The sequence below is a fragment of the Pseudomonas brassicae genome (assembly GCF_010671725.1).
GTDB classification, from domain to species: Bacteria; Pseudomonadota; Gammaproteobacteria; order Pseudomonadales; family Pseudomonadaceae; genus Aquipseudomonas; species Aquipseudomonas brassicae.
This window is the reverse complement of record NZ_JAAHBU010000012.1, coordinates 1-17216: the sequence shown is the minus strand read 5'-3', so window position 1 is coordinate 17216 and position 17216 is coordinate 1. Positions and strand designations below refer to the sequence as shown.

General features: G+C 64.1%; 10 protein-coding genes and 3 pseudogenes. 9 read left to right on the top strand and 4 right to left on the bottom strand.

Features of this window, described 5'->3' with window-relative positions; translation table 11 throughout:
- Positions 1–95 precede the first annotated feature (95 nt).
- Together map and G3436_RS01490 are read right to left on the bottom strand one after the other, a co-directional pair.
- Positions 96–878, bottom strand: a complete 783-nt coding sequence (gene map / locus G3436_RS01495) for a type I methionyl aminopeptidase (protein ID WP_163940601.1) — start codon at positions 876–878, stop codon at positions 96–98.
- A complete protein-coding gene (locus tag G3436_RS01490; RefSeq protein WP_163940599.1) occupies positions 875–1078 on the bottom strand; it encodes a ParD-like family protein in 204 nt (67 codons plus the stop codon). Before G3436_RS01490 ends, map begins: the two co-directional genes overlap by 4 nt.
- A gap of 290 nt (positions 1079–1368) precedes the next feature.
- Between G3436_RS01490 and G3436_RS01485 the strand changes: the two genes are divergently transcribed.
- From G3436_RS01485 to G3436_RS01450, 8 genes are all read left to right on the top strand, one after another.
- Positions 1369–5418, top strand: a complete 4050-nt coding sequence (locus G3436_RS01485) for a bifunctional nitrate reductase/sulfite reductase flavoprotein subunit alpha (RefSeq protein WP_163940597.1) — start codon at positions 1369–1371, stop codon at positions 5416–5418.
- A gap of 278 nt (positions 5419–5696) precedes the next feature.
- Positions 5697–8255 (top strand): nitrite reductase large subunit NirB, encoded by a 2559-nt coding sequence (gene nirB / locus G3436_RS01480; protein ID WP_163940596.1) that lies wholly within the window; start codon positions 5697–5699, stop codon positions 8253–8255.
- A complete protein-coding gene (gene nirD / locus G3436_RS01475; RefSeq protein ID WP_163940593.1) occupies positions 8255–8617 on the top strand; it encodes a nitrite reductase small subunit NirD in 363 nt (120 codons plus the stop codon). The genes nirB and nirD overlap by 1 nt, the downstream gene beginning before the upstream one ends.
- Before the next feature lie 122 nt (positions 8618–8739).
- Positions 8740–9672: a pca operon transcription factor PcaQ gene (gene pcaQ, locus G3436_RS01470; RefSeq protein ID WP_163940592.1), complete on the top strand. Its 933-nt coding sequence runs from the start codon at positions 8740–8742 to the stop codon at positions 9670–9672.
- A 188-nt stretch (positions 9673–9860) separates the two neighbouring features.
- Entirely contained in the window at positions 9861–10583 is a 723-nt protein-coding gene (locus G3436_RS01465; RefSeq protein WP_163940590.1) for a BamJ family beta-barrel-assembly machinery protein, read from the top strand.
- Between the two features lie 272 nt (positions 10584–10855).
- On the top strand, positions 10856–11296 hold the full coding sequence (locus tag G3436_RS01460; RefSeq protein ID WP_163940588.1) for a YkvA family protein: 441 nt from the start codon (positions 10856–10858) through the stop codon (positions 11294–11296).
- 99 nt (positions 11297–11395) lie between these two features.
- Positions 11396–11734 (top strand): helix-turn-helix transcriptional regulator, encoded by a 339-nt coding sequence (locus G3436_RS01455; protein ID WP_163940586.1) that lies wholly within the window; start codon positions 11396–11398, stop codon positions 11732–11734.
- A complete protein-coding gene (locus tag G3436_RS01450; RefSeq protein ID WP_163940584.1) occupies positions 11731–12111 on the top strand; it encodes a hypothetical protein in 381 nt (126 codons plus the stop codon). Before G3436_RS01455 ends, G3436_RS01450 begins: the two co-directional genes overlap by 4 nt.
- Here the strand turns inward: G3436_RS01450 and G3436_RS01445 are convergent.
- Together G3436_RS01445 and G3436_RS01440 are read right to left on the bottom strand one after the other, a co-directional pair.
- A pseudogene (locus G3436_RS01445) lies at positions 12081–13861 on the bottom strand (bifunctional diguanylate cyclase/phosphodiesterase). The gene G3436_RS01450 and the pseudogene G3436_RS01445 overlap by 31 nt on opposite strands.
- 104 nt (positions 13862–13965) lie before the next feature.
- Positions 13966–16064, bottom strand: a pseudogene (locus tag G3436_RS01440) (carboxy terminal-processing peptidase).
- Between the two features lie 139 nt (positions 16065–16203).
- Between G3436_RS01440 and G3436_RS01435 the strand changes: the two are divergent.
- Positions 16204–17166, top strand: a pseudogene (locus tag G3436_RS01435) (zinc-binding dehydrogenase).
- The last annotated feature ends 50 nt before the right edge of the window (positions 17167–17216 follow it).

The following is a 17216-nucleotide window of genomic DNA, read 5'->3' as shown; positions in this document are numbered from 1 at the left end:
CCCTGCGCAACACCTCCGCTCGGCCTCTGCAAGGGGCGGTAGATCAAGATCAAGAGCAACGGCCAGATCAAGAGCAACAGCGCGACGGGCTTCGCTTAGGGGAGCATGCCGCGCTCTTCCTCACGCAAGGTCAATACCTCAACCCCCTGCGCCGTCACCGCCACCGTATGCTCCCACTGCGCCGACAGCCCACCATCCCGGGTGATCACCGTCCAGCCATCCTTGAGCGTACGCACCCCCCGCCCACCCTGATTGACCATCGGCTCAATGGTAAACACCATCCCCGGCCGCAGCACCAGCCCGCTCCCCTTGTGCCCGTAATGCAACACCTCGGGCGCCTCGTGCATCTGCCGGCCAATACCATGCCCGCAATACTCACGCACCACGTTGTACCCCGCCGCCTCGGCATGCCGCTGGATGGCATGCCCCACGTCCCCCAGCGTCGCGCCAGGGCGCACCTGGCGGATGCCTTCCCATAACGCCGCATAAGTCGTATCGACCAGGCGCTGCGCCGCCTCGCCAATCGTGTCGACGGCGTACATCTTCGATGAGTCGGCAATGTAGCCGCCATGCTCCAGCGTTATGTCGACGTTGATGATCGAACCGGCCGTCAGCACGTGCTGCGCACTCGGCACGCCGTGACACACCACGTGATCCACCGAGGTGTTGAGCGAGTAGGCAAAACCATATTGACCCTTGCTCGCCGGCCGCGCCTTGAGCACCTCGACAATGAAGGCATCGGCCTTGTCATTGATCTGCAAGGTGCTGACCCCAGGGCGAATGAAGTCGTCCAGGTGCGCAAATACCTGGGTCAGCAACTGCCCGGCATGGCGCATCAACGCCAGCTGCTGCGGGGTCTTCAGGATCACCTCGCTCATGCGATCAGTTCCTTGAGGCTGGCCTGCTCCTGGCGCAGCAACTGGCGCAGCAGGTCATGATAGGTCATTTGCGGATTGAGTTCGGCCAGCATGCCGATGCGAATCCAGAACTCGGCCTGCGCATTGATCGAACGCGACAGCGCGCCGCTGGCAATACGCAGGTCTTCATGCAGTGCGTCATCGATCTTGACGATGCCCATGGCGATACTCTTTGTATATGAAACGTATATATAACATAGCCTGATTTTTGCCCGAGATGCCATCCCTTGGTGCGCGGGGGCCCAAGGCGGTGCACGTTGTGTCCCGCGTTACATCATGCAAGCGCGTGAAACCGTGGCCTGGATGATTCTGGCGCGTACCTTGCTAATGCTCCGGTATCAGGCAGTCAACGCAGATTGCCCCGTTCACGACAAAGGCGCCGTGCTGCCCCGCTTGTTTTTCAAGCCGAGCGCAGCAGGGCGCCTTTTTGTTTGGTTTTCAGGAGGTGGGCATGGCCAGCACCACGGTACGCAGCGTTTGTCCCTATTGCGGGGTCGGGTGCGGCATCGTCATGACGGTGACCGGCAACCAGGTGACCAAGGTCAGCGGCGACAAGCAGCACCCGAGCAATGCCGGCCGGCTGTGCACCAAGGGGCTGACCAGCCACCAGCCGCTGTGCGAGTCGGGGCGCATGCAGCAGGCGTTTCTGCGCGACCAGCGCCAGCGCGACCCGGTACGCCTGGGGATCGACCAGGCCATCGCGCAGGCCGCGCAGCGCCTGCGCGCGATCCTCGATGAACATGGCCCCGACGCGCTGGCATTCTATGTGTCCGGGCAGATGTCGCTCGAAGCGCAGTACCTGATCAACAAGCTGGCCAAGGGCTTTGTGCGCAGCCGCCATATCGAGTCCAACTCGCGCCTGTGCATGGCCAGTGCCGGCAGCGGCTACAAGCAGTCGCTGGGTGCCGATGGCCCGCCGGGCAGCTACGACGACTTTGACCACGCCGAGGTGTTCTTCGTGATCGGCGCGAACATGGCCGATTGTCACCCGATCCTGTTTCTGCGCCTGCTCGACCGGGTCAAGGCCGGTGCCCGGCTGATCGTGGTCGACCCGCGGCGCAGCGCCACCGCCGACAAGGCTGACCTGTTCCTGCAGATCCGCCCCGGCACCGACATGGCACTGCTCAATGGCCTGCTGTACCTGCTGCTGGAAAACGGCCACACCGACAACGACTTCATCGCCCGCTATACCGAGGGCTGGGACGAAATGCCCGCGTTCCTGGCCGACTATGCGCCGGCGCGGGTCGCCGAACTGACCGGCCTGAGCGAGGCCGACATCCGCCAGGCAGCCGCCTGGATCGGCCAGTCACGCAACTGGATGAGCTGCTGGACCATGGGCCTGAACCAGAGCATCCACGGTACCTGGCACACCAATGCGCTGTGCAACCTGCACCTGGCGACCGGCGCCATCTGCCGCCCCGGCAGCGGGCCGTTTTCGCTCACCGGCCAGCCCAACGCCATGGGCGGACGCGAGATGGGCTACATGGGGCCGGGCTTGCCCGGTCAGCGCTCGGCACTGGTAGAGGGCGATCGCCAGTTCGTCGAGGACCTGTGGCAGATACCGCGCGCCAGCCTGCGGGCCGAGGCCGGTGACGGCACCGTGGCGCTGTTCGAAAGCCTCGCCGCCGGGCGTATCAAGGCCTGCTGGATCATCTGCAGCAACCCGGTGGCCAGCATGGCCAACCGTCAGCAGGTGATCGACGGCTTGCAGGCAGCGGAACTGGTCATCACCCAGGATGCCTTCCTCGACACCGAAACCAATCGCTACGCCGACATCCTGCTGCCGGCGGCACTGTGGGCGGAGGGCGAGGGGGTGATGATCAACTCCGAGCGCAACCTGACCCTCACCGCCAAGGCCGTCGAGCCCCCGGGCGAGAGCCTGCCGGACTGGCAGATCATCGCCCGCATCGCCTGCGCCATGGGCTACGCCCAAGCGTTCAGCTACGCCAGCGCCGAGCAGGTATTCGACGAAATCCGCCAGGCCTGGAACCCGGCCACTGGCTACGACCTGCGCGGCATCAGCTATGCGCAACTGCGCCAGGCGCCGCAGCAGTGGCCCTGCGAGCCGGGGCGGGCAGACACCCGCAGCCCGCTGCGCTACCTCAATGACGGCCGCCATCAAGGCATACGTGAGGAAGCGCTCGGTCAGCGTCCGGCCTTGAACTTCGCTACCGCCAGCGGCAAGGCGCGTTTCTTTGCCCGGCCCTGGCTGCCGCCTGCCGAGCTGCCGGACGATGACTTCCCGCTGGTGCTCAACACCGGTCGTGTGCAGCACCAGTGGCACACCCTGACCAAGACCGGCAAGGTCGCGACCTTGAACAAGCTCGATCCGGGGCCGTTTGTAGAGATCAACCCCGACGACGCCATGCGCCTGGGCATCGCCGACAAGGACCAGGTGCAGATCCGCTCGCGCCGTGGCCTGGCGGTGTTGCCGGCGCGGCTCAGCACGCGGGTGATGACGGGCAACTGCTTTGCGCCGTTCCACTGGAACGATGTGTATGGCGAGCAGTTGGCGATCAACGCCGTGACCTGCGATGCGGTCGACCCGGTGTCGCTGCAACCGGCCTTCAAGCACTGCGCCGTGACGCTGACGCGGGTCAGCGGCGAGCGCATCGATGCCCTCGACCTCACCACTGCCACCCAGGAGCCCGGGCCCATGTCCACCGATACCCTGCGACACGTACTGGGCCTGAGTGCCCCCGTCGAACTGGCCCTGGCCGAGCACGAGCAACAGTACATGCAAGGTTTCCTGCTCGGCCTGGGGCATGCCGATGCGCGTCATCAGGGCATACCGAGCCTGCCGGCGAATGCGCCGCTGGCCCCGTCGCGGCGGTTGTTCGTCGATGGTCTGCTGGCCGGATTGTTTTCCCGCAGCGCCACCGCGCCCGCGGCCCTCGATGCGCCTGCGCCAGCAGAGGCGCAACACCTGCTGTTATGGGCCTCGCAGACCGGCAATGGCCAGGCTCTGGCCGAACAGTGCGCCGCACGCTTGCGCCAGGCCGGATTGGCGGTGCAGGCGTGCAGCATGGAGGCCGCGAGCCTGGCCCAGCTCGAAGGCGCGGCCAGCCTGCTGCTGATCGCCAGCACCTTTGGCGACGGTGAGGCACCCGACAGTGGCGCGGCGTTCTGGCAAGCCTTGCACAGCGAAGAGGCGGCGCGCTGCGCGAGTGTGCCGTATGCAGTACTGGCGCTGGGGGATTCGAGCTACGACCAGTTCTGTGGCTTTGGCCGCAAGCTCGACCTGCGCCTGGCCGAGTTGGGTGCCCCGCGTCTGCTGGAGCGGGTCGACTGTGAACCGGATTTCGACGAGCCGTTCGCCCAGTGGCTGGAGGCGTTGACCGCGTTGCTGGGGAAGGCGCCGGCAGCACTGATCGAGACGTCTCCCCCCGTCACCACGTACAGCAAACAGCAGCCGCTGGCGGCCAGGCTGGTGGAAAACCGTCTGCTCAATGCACCGGGGGCGAGCAAGGAAACCCGTCAGTTGGTGTTTGACCTGAGCGGCACTGGGTTGCGTTACCAGGCCGGTGACGCGCTGGGGGTGTGGCCACGCAACTGCCCGACCGTGGTGGCGCAAATGCTCCAGGCGATGCAACTGGACGGCGACATCCAGGTCACGCTCAAGGGCCAGCCGGACATGCCGCTGGCCACCGCCCTGGCTGATCACCTGGACATCACCCGGATTACGCCGCAACTGCTCGAACAGGTGGCCACGCACCACCCCGACGGGCCGTTGCGGCACCTTTTGGAGGCGGCCAACAAGGCTGAACTCAAGGAGTGGCTGTGGGGCCGGCAACTGCCCGACCTGCTGGCGCAGTACCCGTTGCACCTGCCGTTGTCGGCCTGGCTGGCGCTACTCAAGCCGCTGCAGCCGCGGTTGTACTCGATCAGCTCAAGCCCGCGCCTGCACCCCGAGCAGGTGCACCTGACGGTTTCGACGCTGCGTTATGGCGAGCGCAAGGGTGTGTGTTCGACCTTCCTGGCCGACCGCGCCGAGGCGCTGCGGGTGGATATTTTCCCGCAGCCGTCAGCGCACTTTCGGGTGCCAGAGGACGACGATGCGCCGCTGGTGATGGTCGGGCCGGGTACCGGTATCGCGCCATTTCGCGGCTTTCTGCAAGAGCGCCAGGCGCGGGGGGCGAAGGGGCGCAACTGGCTGCTGTTTGGCGAGCAGCACGAGGCGTTTGACTTCTACTACCGCGATGAATTGCTGGCATGGTGCGCCAGTGGCTTGCTGACCCGCCTTGATACCGCGTTCTCGCGTGATCAGGCCGAGAAGGTCTATGTGCAGCAGCGCATGCTCGAGCACGGTGCCGAGCTGTGGCGCTGGCTGGAGGCGGGCGCACGCTTTTGCGTGTGCGGCGATGCCGAGCGCATGGCCAGGGATGTGGATGCCGCCTTGAAGCAGGTTGTGGCCGAGCATGGCGGTAAAAGTGCCGAGCAGGCAACGGCGTATGTAGCGCGCATGGTCAGCGACAAGCGCTACCTGCGCGATGTGTACTGAATGCGCCATAACGGGGAGGGCTGCACCAGCTTGGTTCGATTTTAGCTGGCCGAGGCTGGGAAACCGCCTGATTGCGCGGGGTTGCGGCAGTTGGCACGGTCCCTGCTTTTTACCTTGATACAACGCCCCGGGTGGTCAACGTCGATCACCGTCAAGGGCTGCATAACAGATGAATACCAGGCAAAGGCGCTGGAGCTTCGGCTCCAGGCGCCTTTTTTTGTGTGTTTTTTACGGGGTAGCCACCCCGCACCGTGATTGGCCTTGAGAGAGGATCGGGTATGAATGCGAGAGTGAGCATCGAGCAACGGCAGAAGCTGGTCATCGTCGGCAACGGCATGGTCGGCCACCACTGCGTCGAGCAACTGATCGAGCGCGGTGCATTGGCGCGCTTCGAGGTGCGGGTGTTTGGCGAGGAACACCAGCGTGCCTACGACCGGGTTCACCTGTCGGAGTACTTCAGCGCCAACGATGCCGAAGCGCTGGCGCTGGGCGAGGCCGGGCTATATGCCGAGCACGGCGTGATCCTGCAACTGGGCGAAGCGGTGCTGCAGATCGACCGTGAACGCCGCGAGGTGGTCACCGCGCAGGGGCGTTACGGCTACGACCAGTTGATCCTGGCGACCGGCTCGTACCCCTTCGTGCCGCCGATCGAAGGCAGTGAGGGCGCCGCGCGGCTGGTCTATCGCACCCTTGATGACCTGGACGGTATTCGGGCTGCCGCAGCCTCGGCACGCCGCGGTGTGGTGGTGGGCGGTGGCCTGCTGGGCCTGGAGGCGGCCAACGCGCTCAAGTCACTGGGGCTCGAAGCACACGTGGTGGAATTCGCCCCACGCCTGATGCCAGTGCAACTGGATGGCGAAGGCGGTGCGGCCTTGCGTGCGCAGATCGAGGCGCTGGGGGTGAGCGTGCACCTGTCGCGTGCCACCCAGGCAATCGTCGCCGGCCAGGACTATCGCTACCGCATGAACTTTGACGGCGGCGAGTTCCTGGAGACCGACCTGATCGTGTTCTCTGCCGGGATTCGTCCGCAGGATGCGCTGGGGCGTGGCGCCGGGCTGGAGATTGCCGCGCGCGGTGGGGTGGTGATCGACGATCATTGCCGTACCAGTGACCCGCAGATCTTCGCCATCGGTGAATGTGCTTCCTGGAATGGCAGCGTGTTCGGCCTGGTGGCGCCGGGCTACAGCATGGCGCGCAACCTGGCGGCGGCGTTGGCCGGCGAGGCGGCCCAGGCGTTTGCCGGGGCCGACATGTCGACCAAGCTCAAATTGCTCGGCGTGGACGTGGGCTCGATCGGCGACGCCCATGGCGCCACGCCCGGCGCGCGCAGCTACCGCTTCATCGACGAAGCCAATGCGGCCTACCGCCGGCTGGTGGTGGATGCCAGCGGCAAGCGTGTGCTGGGCGCGGTACTGGTCGGCGACAACAGCTACTACGACACACTGCTGCAATACGTGCAGAACGGCATCGCGCTGCCGGCCGACCCGGCGGGGTTGATCCTGCCGCAGTCGGGTGGGGCGCCGGCGCTGGGCGCGGATGCGTTGCCGGACACGGCGACCATCTGCTCCTGCTACAACGTCAGCAAGGGTGCGGTGTGCTCGGCCATCGATAGCGGCTGCAGCGACCTGGCCCAGCTCAAGTGCCAGACCAAGGCATCGACCGGCTGCGGTGGCTGTACGGCGCTGCTCAAGCAGGTGTTCGAGCATGAGCTGATCGCCCGCGGCGTGGCCGTGGACAAGAGCCTGTGCGAACACTTTGCCTATACCCGCCAGGAGTTGTACGCGCTGGTGCGGGTGGAGGGCATCCTGAGTTTTGACGAAATGCTGGCCAAGCATGGCCGTGGCCATATCGGTTGCGACATCTGCAAACCCACGGTGGGTTCGATCCTGGCGTCGTGCTGGAACCGCCCGATCATGGACCCGTCGCTGGTGCCGTTGCAGGACACCAACGACACCTTCATGGCCAACATGCAGAAGAACGGTACCTACTCGGTGGTGCCGCGCATTCCGGGCGGCGAGATCACGCCGGACAAGCTGATCGTGATCGGCCAGGTGGCGAAGAAATACGACCTGTACACCAAGATCACCGGTGGCCAGCGCATCGACATGTTCGGCGCGCAGTTGCACGAGTTGCCGGACATCTGGAGCGAGCTGATTGCAGCCGGGTTCGAGACCGGGCTGGCGTACGGCAAGTCCACGCGCACGGTGAAATCCTGCGTGGGCAGCACCTGGTGCCGTTATGGCGTGCAGGACAGCGTGGCGATGGCGTTGCGCCTGGAGGACCGTTACAAGGCCTTGCGTTCGCCGCACAAGCTCAAGTTCGCGGTGTCCGGTTGCACCCGCGAGTGCGCCGAGGCGCAGAGCAAGGACATCGGTGTGATCGCCACCGAAAATGGCTGGAACCTGTACGTGTGCGGCAACGGCGGCATGCGCCCACGGCATGCGGAGTTGTTTGCCACCGACCTGGATGACGACACGCTGATCCGCACCATCGATCGGGTGCTGATGTTCTATGTGCGCACCGCTGACAAGTTGCAGCGTACCTCGGTGTGGCGCGAGAACCTGGAGGGGGGGCTGGAGTACCTCAAACAGGTGGTGCTCCACGACAGCCTGGGCCTGTGTGCCGAGCTTGAGGCGCAGATGCAGCTGGTGGTCGACCGGTATGAATGTGAGTGGGCCAATGCCCTCAAAGACCCGGAAAAACTCAAGCGCTTCCGTACCTTCGTCAATGACCAGCGGCCTGATCCTGGCGTGCATTTCGTGCGTGAGCGTGGCCAGCGCCGGCCGATTGCAGCGGCAGAACTTCATTTGATCCCCACTACCGAGGAGGTGCTCTGATGAGCCAGTCGAACCATGCGGTGAAGCCGCAGCAACAGTGGCAGGTAGTGTGTGGACGCGCCGACCTGGTGGCCCAGTCGGGTGTGGTGGTATGGCATGAGGGGGCGCAGGTGGCGTTGTTCTATGTGCCGGGCAGTGAGGGTGAGTTGCATGCGCTGGACAACCATGATCCGCAGTCCGGTGCCAATGTGATCGGGCGCGGGATCGTGGGGAACCTGAAGGGCGAATTGGTCGTGGCTTCGCCGTTGTACAAACAGCATTACTGCCTGCGTGATGGACGTTGCCTGGAGGATCCGACGCAGGTGCTGCGCACCTGGGCGGTGCGCTTGAATGGGGATCAGGTGGAGTTGGGGGTGGCGTGATGGCCATTTCGCTGGCAAGCCAGCTCCCACGGCTATGCCACCGCTCTGGAGGGCAGTGGGGTACCTGTGGGAGCTGGCTTGCCAGCGAAGGCTTCACTGCAGAGTTGCGATAGACTGCGCCCATGAACCTCGACACCCGCATCAAGTTCCGCCACCTGCTGTGCTTTCTCGAAATCGCCCGCCAAGGCAGTTTCGCCAAGGCCGCCGATGCCGTGGCCATCAGTCAGCCCGCCATCTCCAAGACCCTCAAGGAGCTGGAGGACCTGCTGCAGACCCGCCTGTTCGAACGCGGCAAGCACGGCGTCGAACTGACCCCCGCCGGGGTACGCTTCATGCGCTACGCCGGCCCCTGCGTACAAGCCCTGCGCGAAGGTGTGAGTACCCTGCGCGGCGAAGAACACGCGCCACCACAGGTGAAGATCGGTGTGCTCTCCACCGTCGAAAGCCTGCTGATCCCCGAAGTCATCTGCCGCCTGCACCAACGCCACCCGGCATTGGTGGTCAGCGTCGCCACCGGCCCCAGCGCCCACCTGCTGGCGCAATTGCACGTGGGCGAACTGGACCTGGTGATCGGGCGCATGACCGACAGCCCGCAGATCCAGGGCCTGCTGTTCGAACACCTGTACAGCGAATCGATGTCGCTGGTGGTACGCCCCGGCCACCCGCTGCTGGCGCGCAACCCGCTCGAACGCAACCAGGTTGGCCGCTACCCGCTGGTGCTGCCCCTGGCGGGCACCACCATCCGCAAACACGCCGACAGCCTCTTCGTGCAATGCGCCATCGAACAACCGCAGCAACGTCTGGAAACGCTTTCTCCGGCGCTGAGCCGGCGTTATGTGCTGGGCAGTGATGCGGTGTGGGTGGCCCCGCGTGACGCGGTGCGCGTGGACCTTGGCCGTGGCGAGTTGTGCGAACTGGACCTGGGCGTGCGCGAGCCCGGCGGCTCGGTGGGCATCTGCAGCAATGCCGCACTGCCCCAGGCCCTGCCGGCACAATGGCTGTGCGAGGTGTTGCGCGAGGTGGCGGGGCAGTACCGGCAAGGGCACTACCCGTAAATTTCATCAGCAAACCCAGGCGCACCTGCAATACTGGCCATTGGCTTATCGGTTGTATGAAGAAGCTTTAATCTGGGTGAACTTCTCAACCTTTTGTTGCTCTCATGCCGGTAGCCATTGGTCGTGGCCGCCTGATAAGCTCGCGGCTTTACTCGATTGCCCTTTTGGCGCATGAACAAGGAAATAGCATGAAACAGCATCGGTTGGCGGCTGCGGTTGCCCTGGTTAGCCTGGTACTGGCGGGTTGCGATTCGCAGACCAGCGTCGAGCTGAAGACTCCGGCACAGAAAGCCTCCTACGGTATCGGCCTGAACATGGGCAAGAGCCTGGCGCAGGAAGGCATGGACGACCTCGATTCCAAGGCCGTGGCCCAAGGCATCGAAGACGCTGTCGGCAAGAAAGAACAGAAGATCAAGGACGAAGACCTGGTCGAAGCCTTTGCCGCGCTGCAAAAGCGTGCCGAAGAGCGCCTGGTCAAGATGAGCGAAGAGTCGGCGGCTGCCGGCAAGAAGTTCCTTGAAGAAAACGGCAAGAAAGACGGCGTGGTCACCACCGCTTCGGGCCTGCAGTACCAGATCGTGAAGAAGGCCGAAGGCGCTCAGCCCAAGTCGACCGACGTGGTGACTGTTCACTACGAAGGCAAGCTGACCGATGGCAAGGTGTTCGACAGCTCCGTCGAGCGTGGCAGCCCGATCGACCTGCCGGTCAGCGGCGTGATCCCGGGCTGGGTCGAAGGCCTGCAACTGATGCATGTAGGCGAGAAGGTCAAGCTGTTCATCCCGGCTGACCTGGCTTACGGCGCACAGAGCCCGAGCCCGATGATCCCGGCCAACTCGGTACTGGTGTTCGATCTGGAACTGATCGCCATCAAGGACCCGGCCAAGGCGCAAGAAGAAGCCCCGGCCAAGTAAGCGTCACCCCGCGTGATCACAACGCCCCGTCTCGACGGGGCGTTGTCGTTCATGCACCAGGCTGAACCGTGGGCGTGATCTGGCGTCACACGATGGGCGAGCCTGTGACGCCTTTGGCAAAACGATTGCGGATTGAAACAGGTGTGTAAAAAACGCCCGATCTAAGCCAGGCCCTTGCCTGGCGGGCACCGCGGGCCTAAAAATGGCCTCTGTTCACAAGGTTATCCACAATTACTGTGGATAACCTTCCCGGCCCAGCCGTTGGAGGTGGTATGAAAGCACCCTGGAATTTTGCCCGTTTTTTGCCCCTGGCCGAACGCCTGCTCAGCCGTGGGCGCTTGCCCGCCCTGATCTTCGCGGTGGCCCGCAAGGGGCCGCGCCTGGGCAAGCTCAAGGACGACGTGCGCCTGCTGCAAGCCTTGTGCGTAGCCTGGTGGCGCGGCGAGTACCGTGCCATCAGCCCCAAGGCGCTGGTGACCATCGTCGCCGGGCTGCTGTACTTCGTCAGCCCGCTGGATGCCATCCCCGACTGGCTGCTGGGCGTGGGCATGCTCGATGACATCGCCGTACTGGCCTGGGTGCTGAAGACCGTGGATGACGAACTGGCGGCGTTTCGTGCCTGGCGCAACCGTCAGGCGCCGGAAAAACTGCGCGTGGTCGAGCGTCTGCCAGATAGCGCTGAAGCGCTGCGCCTGGAGCAGGAAAAAAGCTGAATCTGGTTACACCCTGCAATACCCCGGCGGCTGGTACTATATTTGGCATAAGCGCTATACCGACCGATTACATGCGCAGAGTCCGACAAGGGGGTTGTAATGGGGATTCAGGTTATCAGCCGAGACGGTCAACCCGAGTACGCGGTTGTGCCTTGGGAGCAGTACCAGGCATTGCTCACGGCCGCAGGCCAGCCTGCTGCCAGCATTGAACCGGCTGTTGCGGCCACTGCCGCCATCCCGGCCAGCTTGCCCAGCCTGGGTAAGCTGGCCGAATTGCGTGCGGGCAAGGGCCTGGCCGCCGAGCAACTGGCGCGCAAGGTGGGGATCAGTCCGGTGTACCTGGGCCTGATCGAGAGTGGCGAGCGCCAGCCTGATGCCGCGATTCGTCGCAGCCTGGCCTGGGAGCTGGGCGTGGCAGGCTGGAGCGAGCCATCGTGAGCGGGGTGCGGATCAGCCGTCAGCAATGGGAGGGGTTGCTCGGCGAGCTGGATGTCGCGCGCCGCCAACGCCACCTGCTGACCTACCGCGCCTTGCTCGAACGCCTGGAGCTGCCCAGCCCGGCGATGCAGACCCTGACTGCGGCGCTGGAGTACCTGGCAGTACTCGACGCGCGTGCCGAGCAACCGCTGCGCAGCTCGCTGGTGATCAGCCAGGGCGCAAGCCGCTTGCCGCGTACGGGGTTTTTTGAATGCGTGGAGCGCCTGGGGCGTTTCTCCGGGCCATCCGATGGCATGGCCGCCGCGTCCTGGCATGCGTCGGAGGTTGTGCGCGTGTTCGAGTTCAGTTACCCCGAAGCGGAGCCCGAGCAGGCCTGAGGCGCCAGCGCGGTATCGATCAGGTACAGGCTGTGGCCGGGCACGTCCTTGGCGTGGTGCTTGGCCTGTGAGGCAAGGTCGGCCAACTGGTCGGCGTCCAGCTGGGCGCAGGTGTGTGCATGCAGTTGCACCACGCCGATCGAGAGAGACAGCAGCGGGAACTCCTGGCGCTGACCCAGGCGGTTATGCGCGATGAAACAGCCTGCCTCCAGATGTTCGCTGCGGTAGAAGCGCCGGCACTCCTTGTGAAAGTCCTCCAGCAGCAGTTGCAGGCGTTGTTCCCAATCTTTCGAGCCGAGCACCAGCATGAAGTCGTCGCCGCCGATATGGCCGACGAAATCGCGGCTGGGGTCCACCCGTTCGCTCAGGCACTGGGCCAGACACAGCAGCACTTCATCGCCCTTGGCGTAGCCGTAGATATCGTTGAAGGGCTTGAAACTGTCGATGTCCACATAACAGATCGCCGCGTCGCGCTGCTGTTGCAGCAGACGCGACAGGCACTGCTGGATCGGTACGTTGCCCGGCAGCAGGGTCAGCGGGTTGGCATAGCGTGCTTGTTGCAGCTTCTGTTCGGTAATCAGCTTGAGCACGTCGATCACTCGGCCCAGGCCCTGGTAGCGGCCGTCCAGGGTGATGATGAAGTCTTCCTCGATGCGCTGACGGGCGCGGCTGGTGAGCAGGCGGCTGACCTTCTGCAGCGACTGGTTGAGCTCAACCGCCAGAAAATCTTCGCTCATCAGCCGGCTGATCGGTTTGCGCGCATACAGGTCGGTGGCAAACGGCTTGAGCAGTGCATCCGACAGCGAATGGCGATGCACGATGCCACATGGGCGCTGTTCGCGGTCGAGTACGGCAAGGGAGTTGAGGTTGGCCTGACGACGAAACAGCGCGAGCACCTCAAGGGTGGCGGCATCGCCGCTGACCGCCGGTTGCTCGTTGAGCAGGGCGTTGAGGTCGCTGCCTTCGTCCACCATTACCGGCGCATCACTGGGCGCGGGCAGTAGGCCAATGACATCGCGCGGTGGCTGCTCCTGAGGGCGACACAGCAGGTAGCCCTGCACCAGGTCCACGCCCATGTCGGTGAGCACCGCCAGCTCTTCGGGCAACTCGATGCCTTCGGCGATCACCTGGGCGCGGGAACCTTGGCGATCTGCAGGATCGAGCCGACGAACTCGCGCTTTACCGCATCCTGGTGAATGCCGTCGATGAAATGCCGGTCGATCTTGACGTAGTCCGGGCGCAGCTCCGACCACAGGCGCAGGCTGGAATAACCGGCGCCCAGGTCGTCGAGGGCAATCGAGAAGCCCATGTCGCGGTAGTGGTGCAGGGCATTGAACAGCAATTGGAAGTCATCGGTGGGGGTCTGCTCGGTGAGTTCGATCACCACCCGGCTGGGCGGAATGCCCAGGCTCTGCAGCAGCTTGAGGGTGCGCCCGGACTGGTACTGCGGTTCGAGCAGGGATTCGGGCGAGACGTTCAGAAACAGCTTGCCTTCCAGGCCCTGCTGGCTGAACCGTCGGCAGGCGCTTTCGCGGCAAGCGACTTCCAGTTCGGTCAGGCGCCCGGCATGGCGCGCCACGGCGAACAGGTTGATGGGGGAGTGCAGCGGGCTGTTGGAAGGGCCGCGACTCAAGGCTTCGTAGCCGAGGATACGCCGCTCGGACAGGCAGACAATGGGTTGGAACAGGCTGTGCAAGCCGCTTTGAGCCAGGATGGAGCTCAACGCGCTGAGCTGTTCGGTCACGGTCATGGCAGGGCTACCTTGAAAAAAAGGGACTGGGGCCATTGGCACCCAGTCCCTTATTTCACGACAGAATGATGACTGTTTGATGACCCGATGAGGTCGTCGTCACATTATTTTGCCATTACTGCCTCAGTGCTTGGCACCGCCGAATTCAAGCCCAGGTAGTCCAGCAGGATGCGCCCGGTTTCGGCCAGGTAGGCATCATCTTCCGGCTTGGTGTCGTCCGGCTCGACCGGCAGCGCGTCTTCGTCTTCCTTCTTCAGTTCCTTGAGCGGCTCTTCGCCCTTGGCCTTGCGCCGGATGTTTTCCAGCGCCAGTTGCTTGCCTTCGATCTCGCTGTGGCGGGCACGACGCTCCTGTTCATTGAGGCTGACGGTCTTCTCGCTCATCAGCTTCTGGGTCAGGGCCAGGCGGTCGCGAATGTAGACGAACTCCGGGTCCTTGGCGCTGCGGCTTTCATGGCGTGCCTTGAGTTGTGCAAGGAACGGCTTGAACGGGTCGCTGGCGGCTTGATCGCCGGGCGAATGGTGTCCCACGGCATCGCCTCGGGCAGGGCGCTCTCGCCGATTTCCTTGGTGTCGATGATCGACGGGTAATCGATGTCAGGCAGCACGCCCTGGTGCTGGGTGCTCTGCCCGGAGACCCGGTAGAACTTGGCCAAGGTCAGTTTCAGCTCGCCGTGGTTGAGCGGCTGGATGGTCTGCACGGTGCCCTTGCCGAAGGTCTGGCCACCGATGATCAGGCCGCGGTGGTAGTCCTGCATGGCACCGGCAAAAATTTCCGAGGCCGAGGCCGACAGACGGTTGACCAGCAACGCCAGCGGGCCTTTGTAGAAGGCACCGGTGTTTTCGTCTTCAAGCACGTCGACCCGGCCATCGGCATTACGCACCAGCACCGTCGGGCCCTTGTCGATGAACAGGCTGGTCAGTTCGGTGGCTTCCTGCAGGGAACCGCCGCCGTTGTTGCGCAGGTCGATGACCACGCCGTCGACTTTTTCCTTCTGCAGTTCGGTGAGCAGCTTCTTCACGTCACGGGTGGTCGACTTGTATTCCGGGTCGCCTGCGCGGAACGCCTTGAAGTCGAGGTAGAAGGCCGGGATCTCGATGATGCCCAGCTTGTAGTCACGCCCGTCCTGCTTGAGGTTGAGCACCGATTTCTTGGCGGCCTGTTCTTCGAGCTTGACCGCTTCACGGGTGATCGACACCACCTTGCTGGTCTGGTCGTTCGGCGCGTTGCTGGCCGGGATGACTTCCAGGCGCACCACCGAGCCTTTGGGGCCGCGAATCAACTTGACCACTTCGTCCAGGCGCCAGCCGATCACGTCGACCATTTCCTTGTCGCCCTGGGCCACGCCGACGATCTTGTCGGCCGGCGCTACCTGCTTGGTCTTGGCGGCGGGGCCGGCCGGGACCAGGCGCACGATCTTGACCTGGTCGTTGTCGCTTTGCAGCACCGCACCGATGCCTTCGAGCGACAGGCTCATGTTGATGTCGAAGTTTTCCGCGTTGTCCGGCGACAGGTAGTTGGTGTGCGGGTCGTAGGACTGCGCAAAGGTATTGATGTAGGCCTGGAAGATATCTTCGGCGCGGGTCTGGTCCAGGCGCGCGAGCTGGTTCTTGTAGCGCTTGGTCAGCAGTTCCTGAATGGCCTTTGGCTCTTTGCCGGCGATCTTCAGGCGCAGCACTTCATCCTTGACGCGTTTGCGCCACAGGTCGTCGAGCTCGGCGCCGTTCTGCAGCCACGGGGCATCCTTGCGATCGACCAGCAGCGATTCCCGGGTCGTGAAGTCAATCTTGTCGACGCCCTTGTTCAGCTCGGCCAGGGCGAAGTCCAGGCGCGACTTGACGCGGTCCAGGTAGCGTTTGTAGATGGTGAAGCCTGGGTCCAGGTTGCCACTTTTGAGGAAGTCGTCGAACTGCGTCTTCCACTTGTCGAACTCGGCGATATCGCTGGCCAGGAAATAGCTGCGTGATGGATCGAGCAGCTTGATGTAGCTGTCGTAGATGATGACCGAGCGCGCGTCATTGAGCGGCGGCTTGCTGTAGTGGTGGCGCTTGAGCAGCTCGACCACGTTCAGGCTGGCGACCACTTCGTCGCGGTCAGGCTGCAATTTGTCCCAACTGTTGGCGGCCGAAGCGTTGCCGGCCAGGGGCAGCGTGCCAAGGCCGATGATCAGGGCCAGGGCAGTGCTGGGCAGGAGTTGCTTCATGCTGATTCGACGTAGGGGCAATTGATCACGCATATTAGGCCGTCTTTGAATTCGCCGGCTCCATGGAGCCGGACGCATAATGCAAAAAGCCTGGTGCCAGGGCATCCAGGCTCAGTCATGACTCAACTATGGAGGCACTGTGAAGGCATTGCAAGGCGTTGACGGACATGTGGAGTGGGTAGCGACGACAAGTCCAACCTGCGATGTAGGTCAAGTACGTATTCGCGTGGCGGCTGCCGGGCTCAACCGTGCCGACCTGTTGCAACGTGCCGGGCTGTACCCGCCACCGCCGGGCGCCAGCGAGTTTCTCGGCCTTGAGTGTTCGGGGGTGATCAGCGAGGTGGGCGCCGGCTCGTCGTGGCAGGTGGGTGACCGGGTCTGCGCACTGCTGGCCGGTGGCGGCATGGCCGAGGAGGTGGTGGTGGATGCGCGGCATGTACTGCCGGTGCCCGAGGGCCTGAGCCTGCACGAGGCGGCGGCGATCCCCGAGGTGTACGCCACGGCCTGGCTCAACCTGTTCCAGCTGGGCGGCCTGAAGCCGGGCGAGAAAGTGCTGCTGCATGCGGGTGCCAGCGGCGTGGGCTCGGCGGCGATCCAGCTGTGCAAGGCGTTTGGCAGCCCGAGCTGGGTGAGCGTAGGGTCGGCCGAGCGCTGGCCTATTGCCAGGGCCTGGGGGCCAGCGGCGGTGTGGTGCGCGGGGATGACCTGGAGGCACTGAACGATTTTGCCCCGTTCGATGTGATCCTGGATCCGGTGGGCGCCAACTATGCCGCGCTCAACCTGAAGCTGCTGGCGCGCGACGGGCGCTGGGTGATCATCGGCCTGATGGGGGGGGCGCAAGGCCGAGTTCGATCTGGCGCAGGTGCTGGCCAAGCGCATTCAGCTTACGGGCTCGACGCTGCGCAACCGCGCTGATCAGTTCAAGGCCGACCTGCTCAGTGACCTGGGGCAACAGGTATGGCCGTTGTTCGCCGAGGGGCGATTGAAGCCACAGTTGGTGGGCAGCTACGCGGTGAAAGACGCCGAGGCGGCGTTTGCGGAACTGGCGGGTAATCAGGTCTCGGGCAAGCTGGTGCTGGTGATCGACGGAAGCCTTGTGTAAGGCCTAAGGGCCCCTTCGCTGGCAAGCCAGCTCCCACAGGTACACCACTG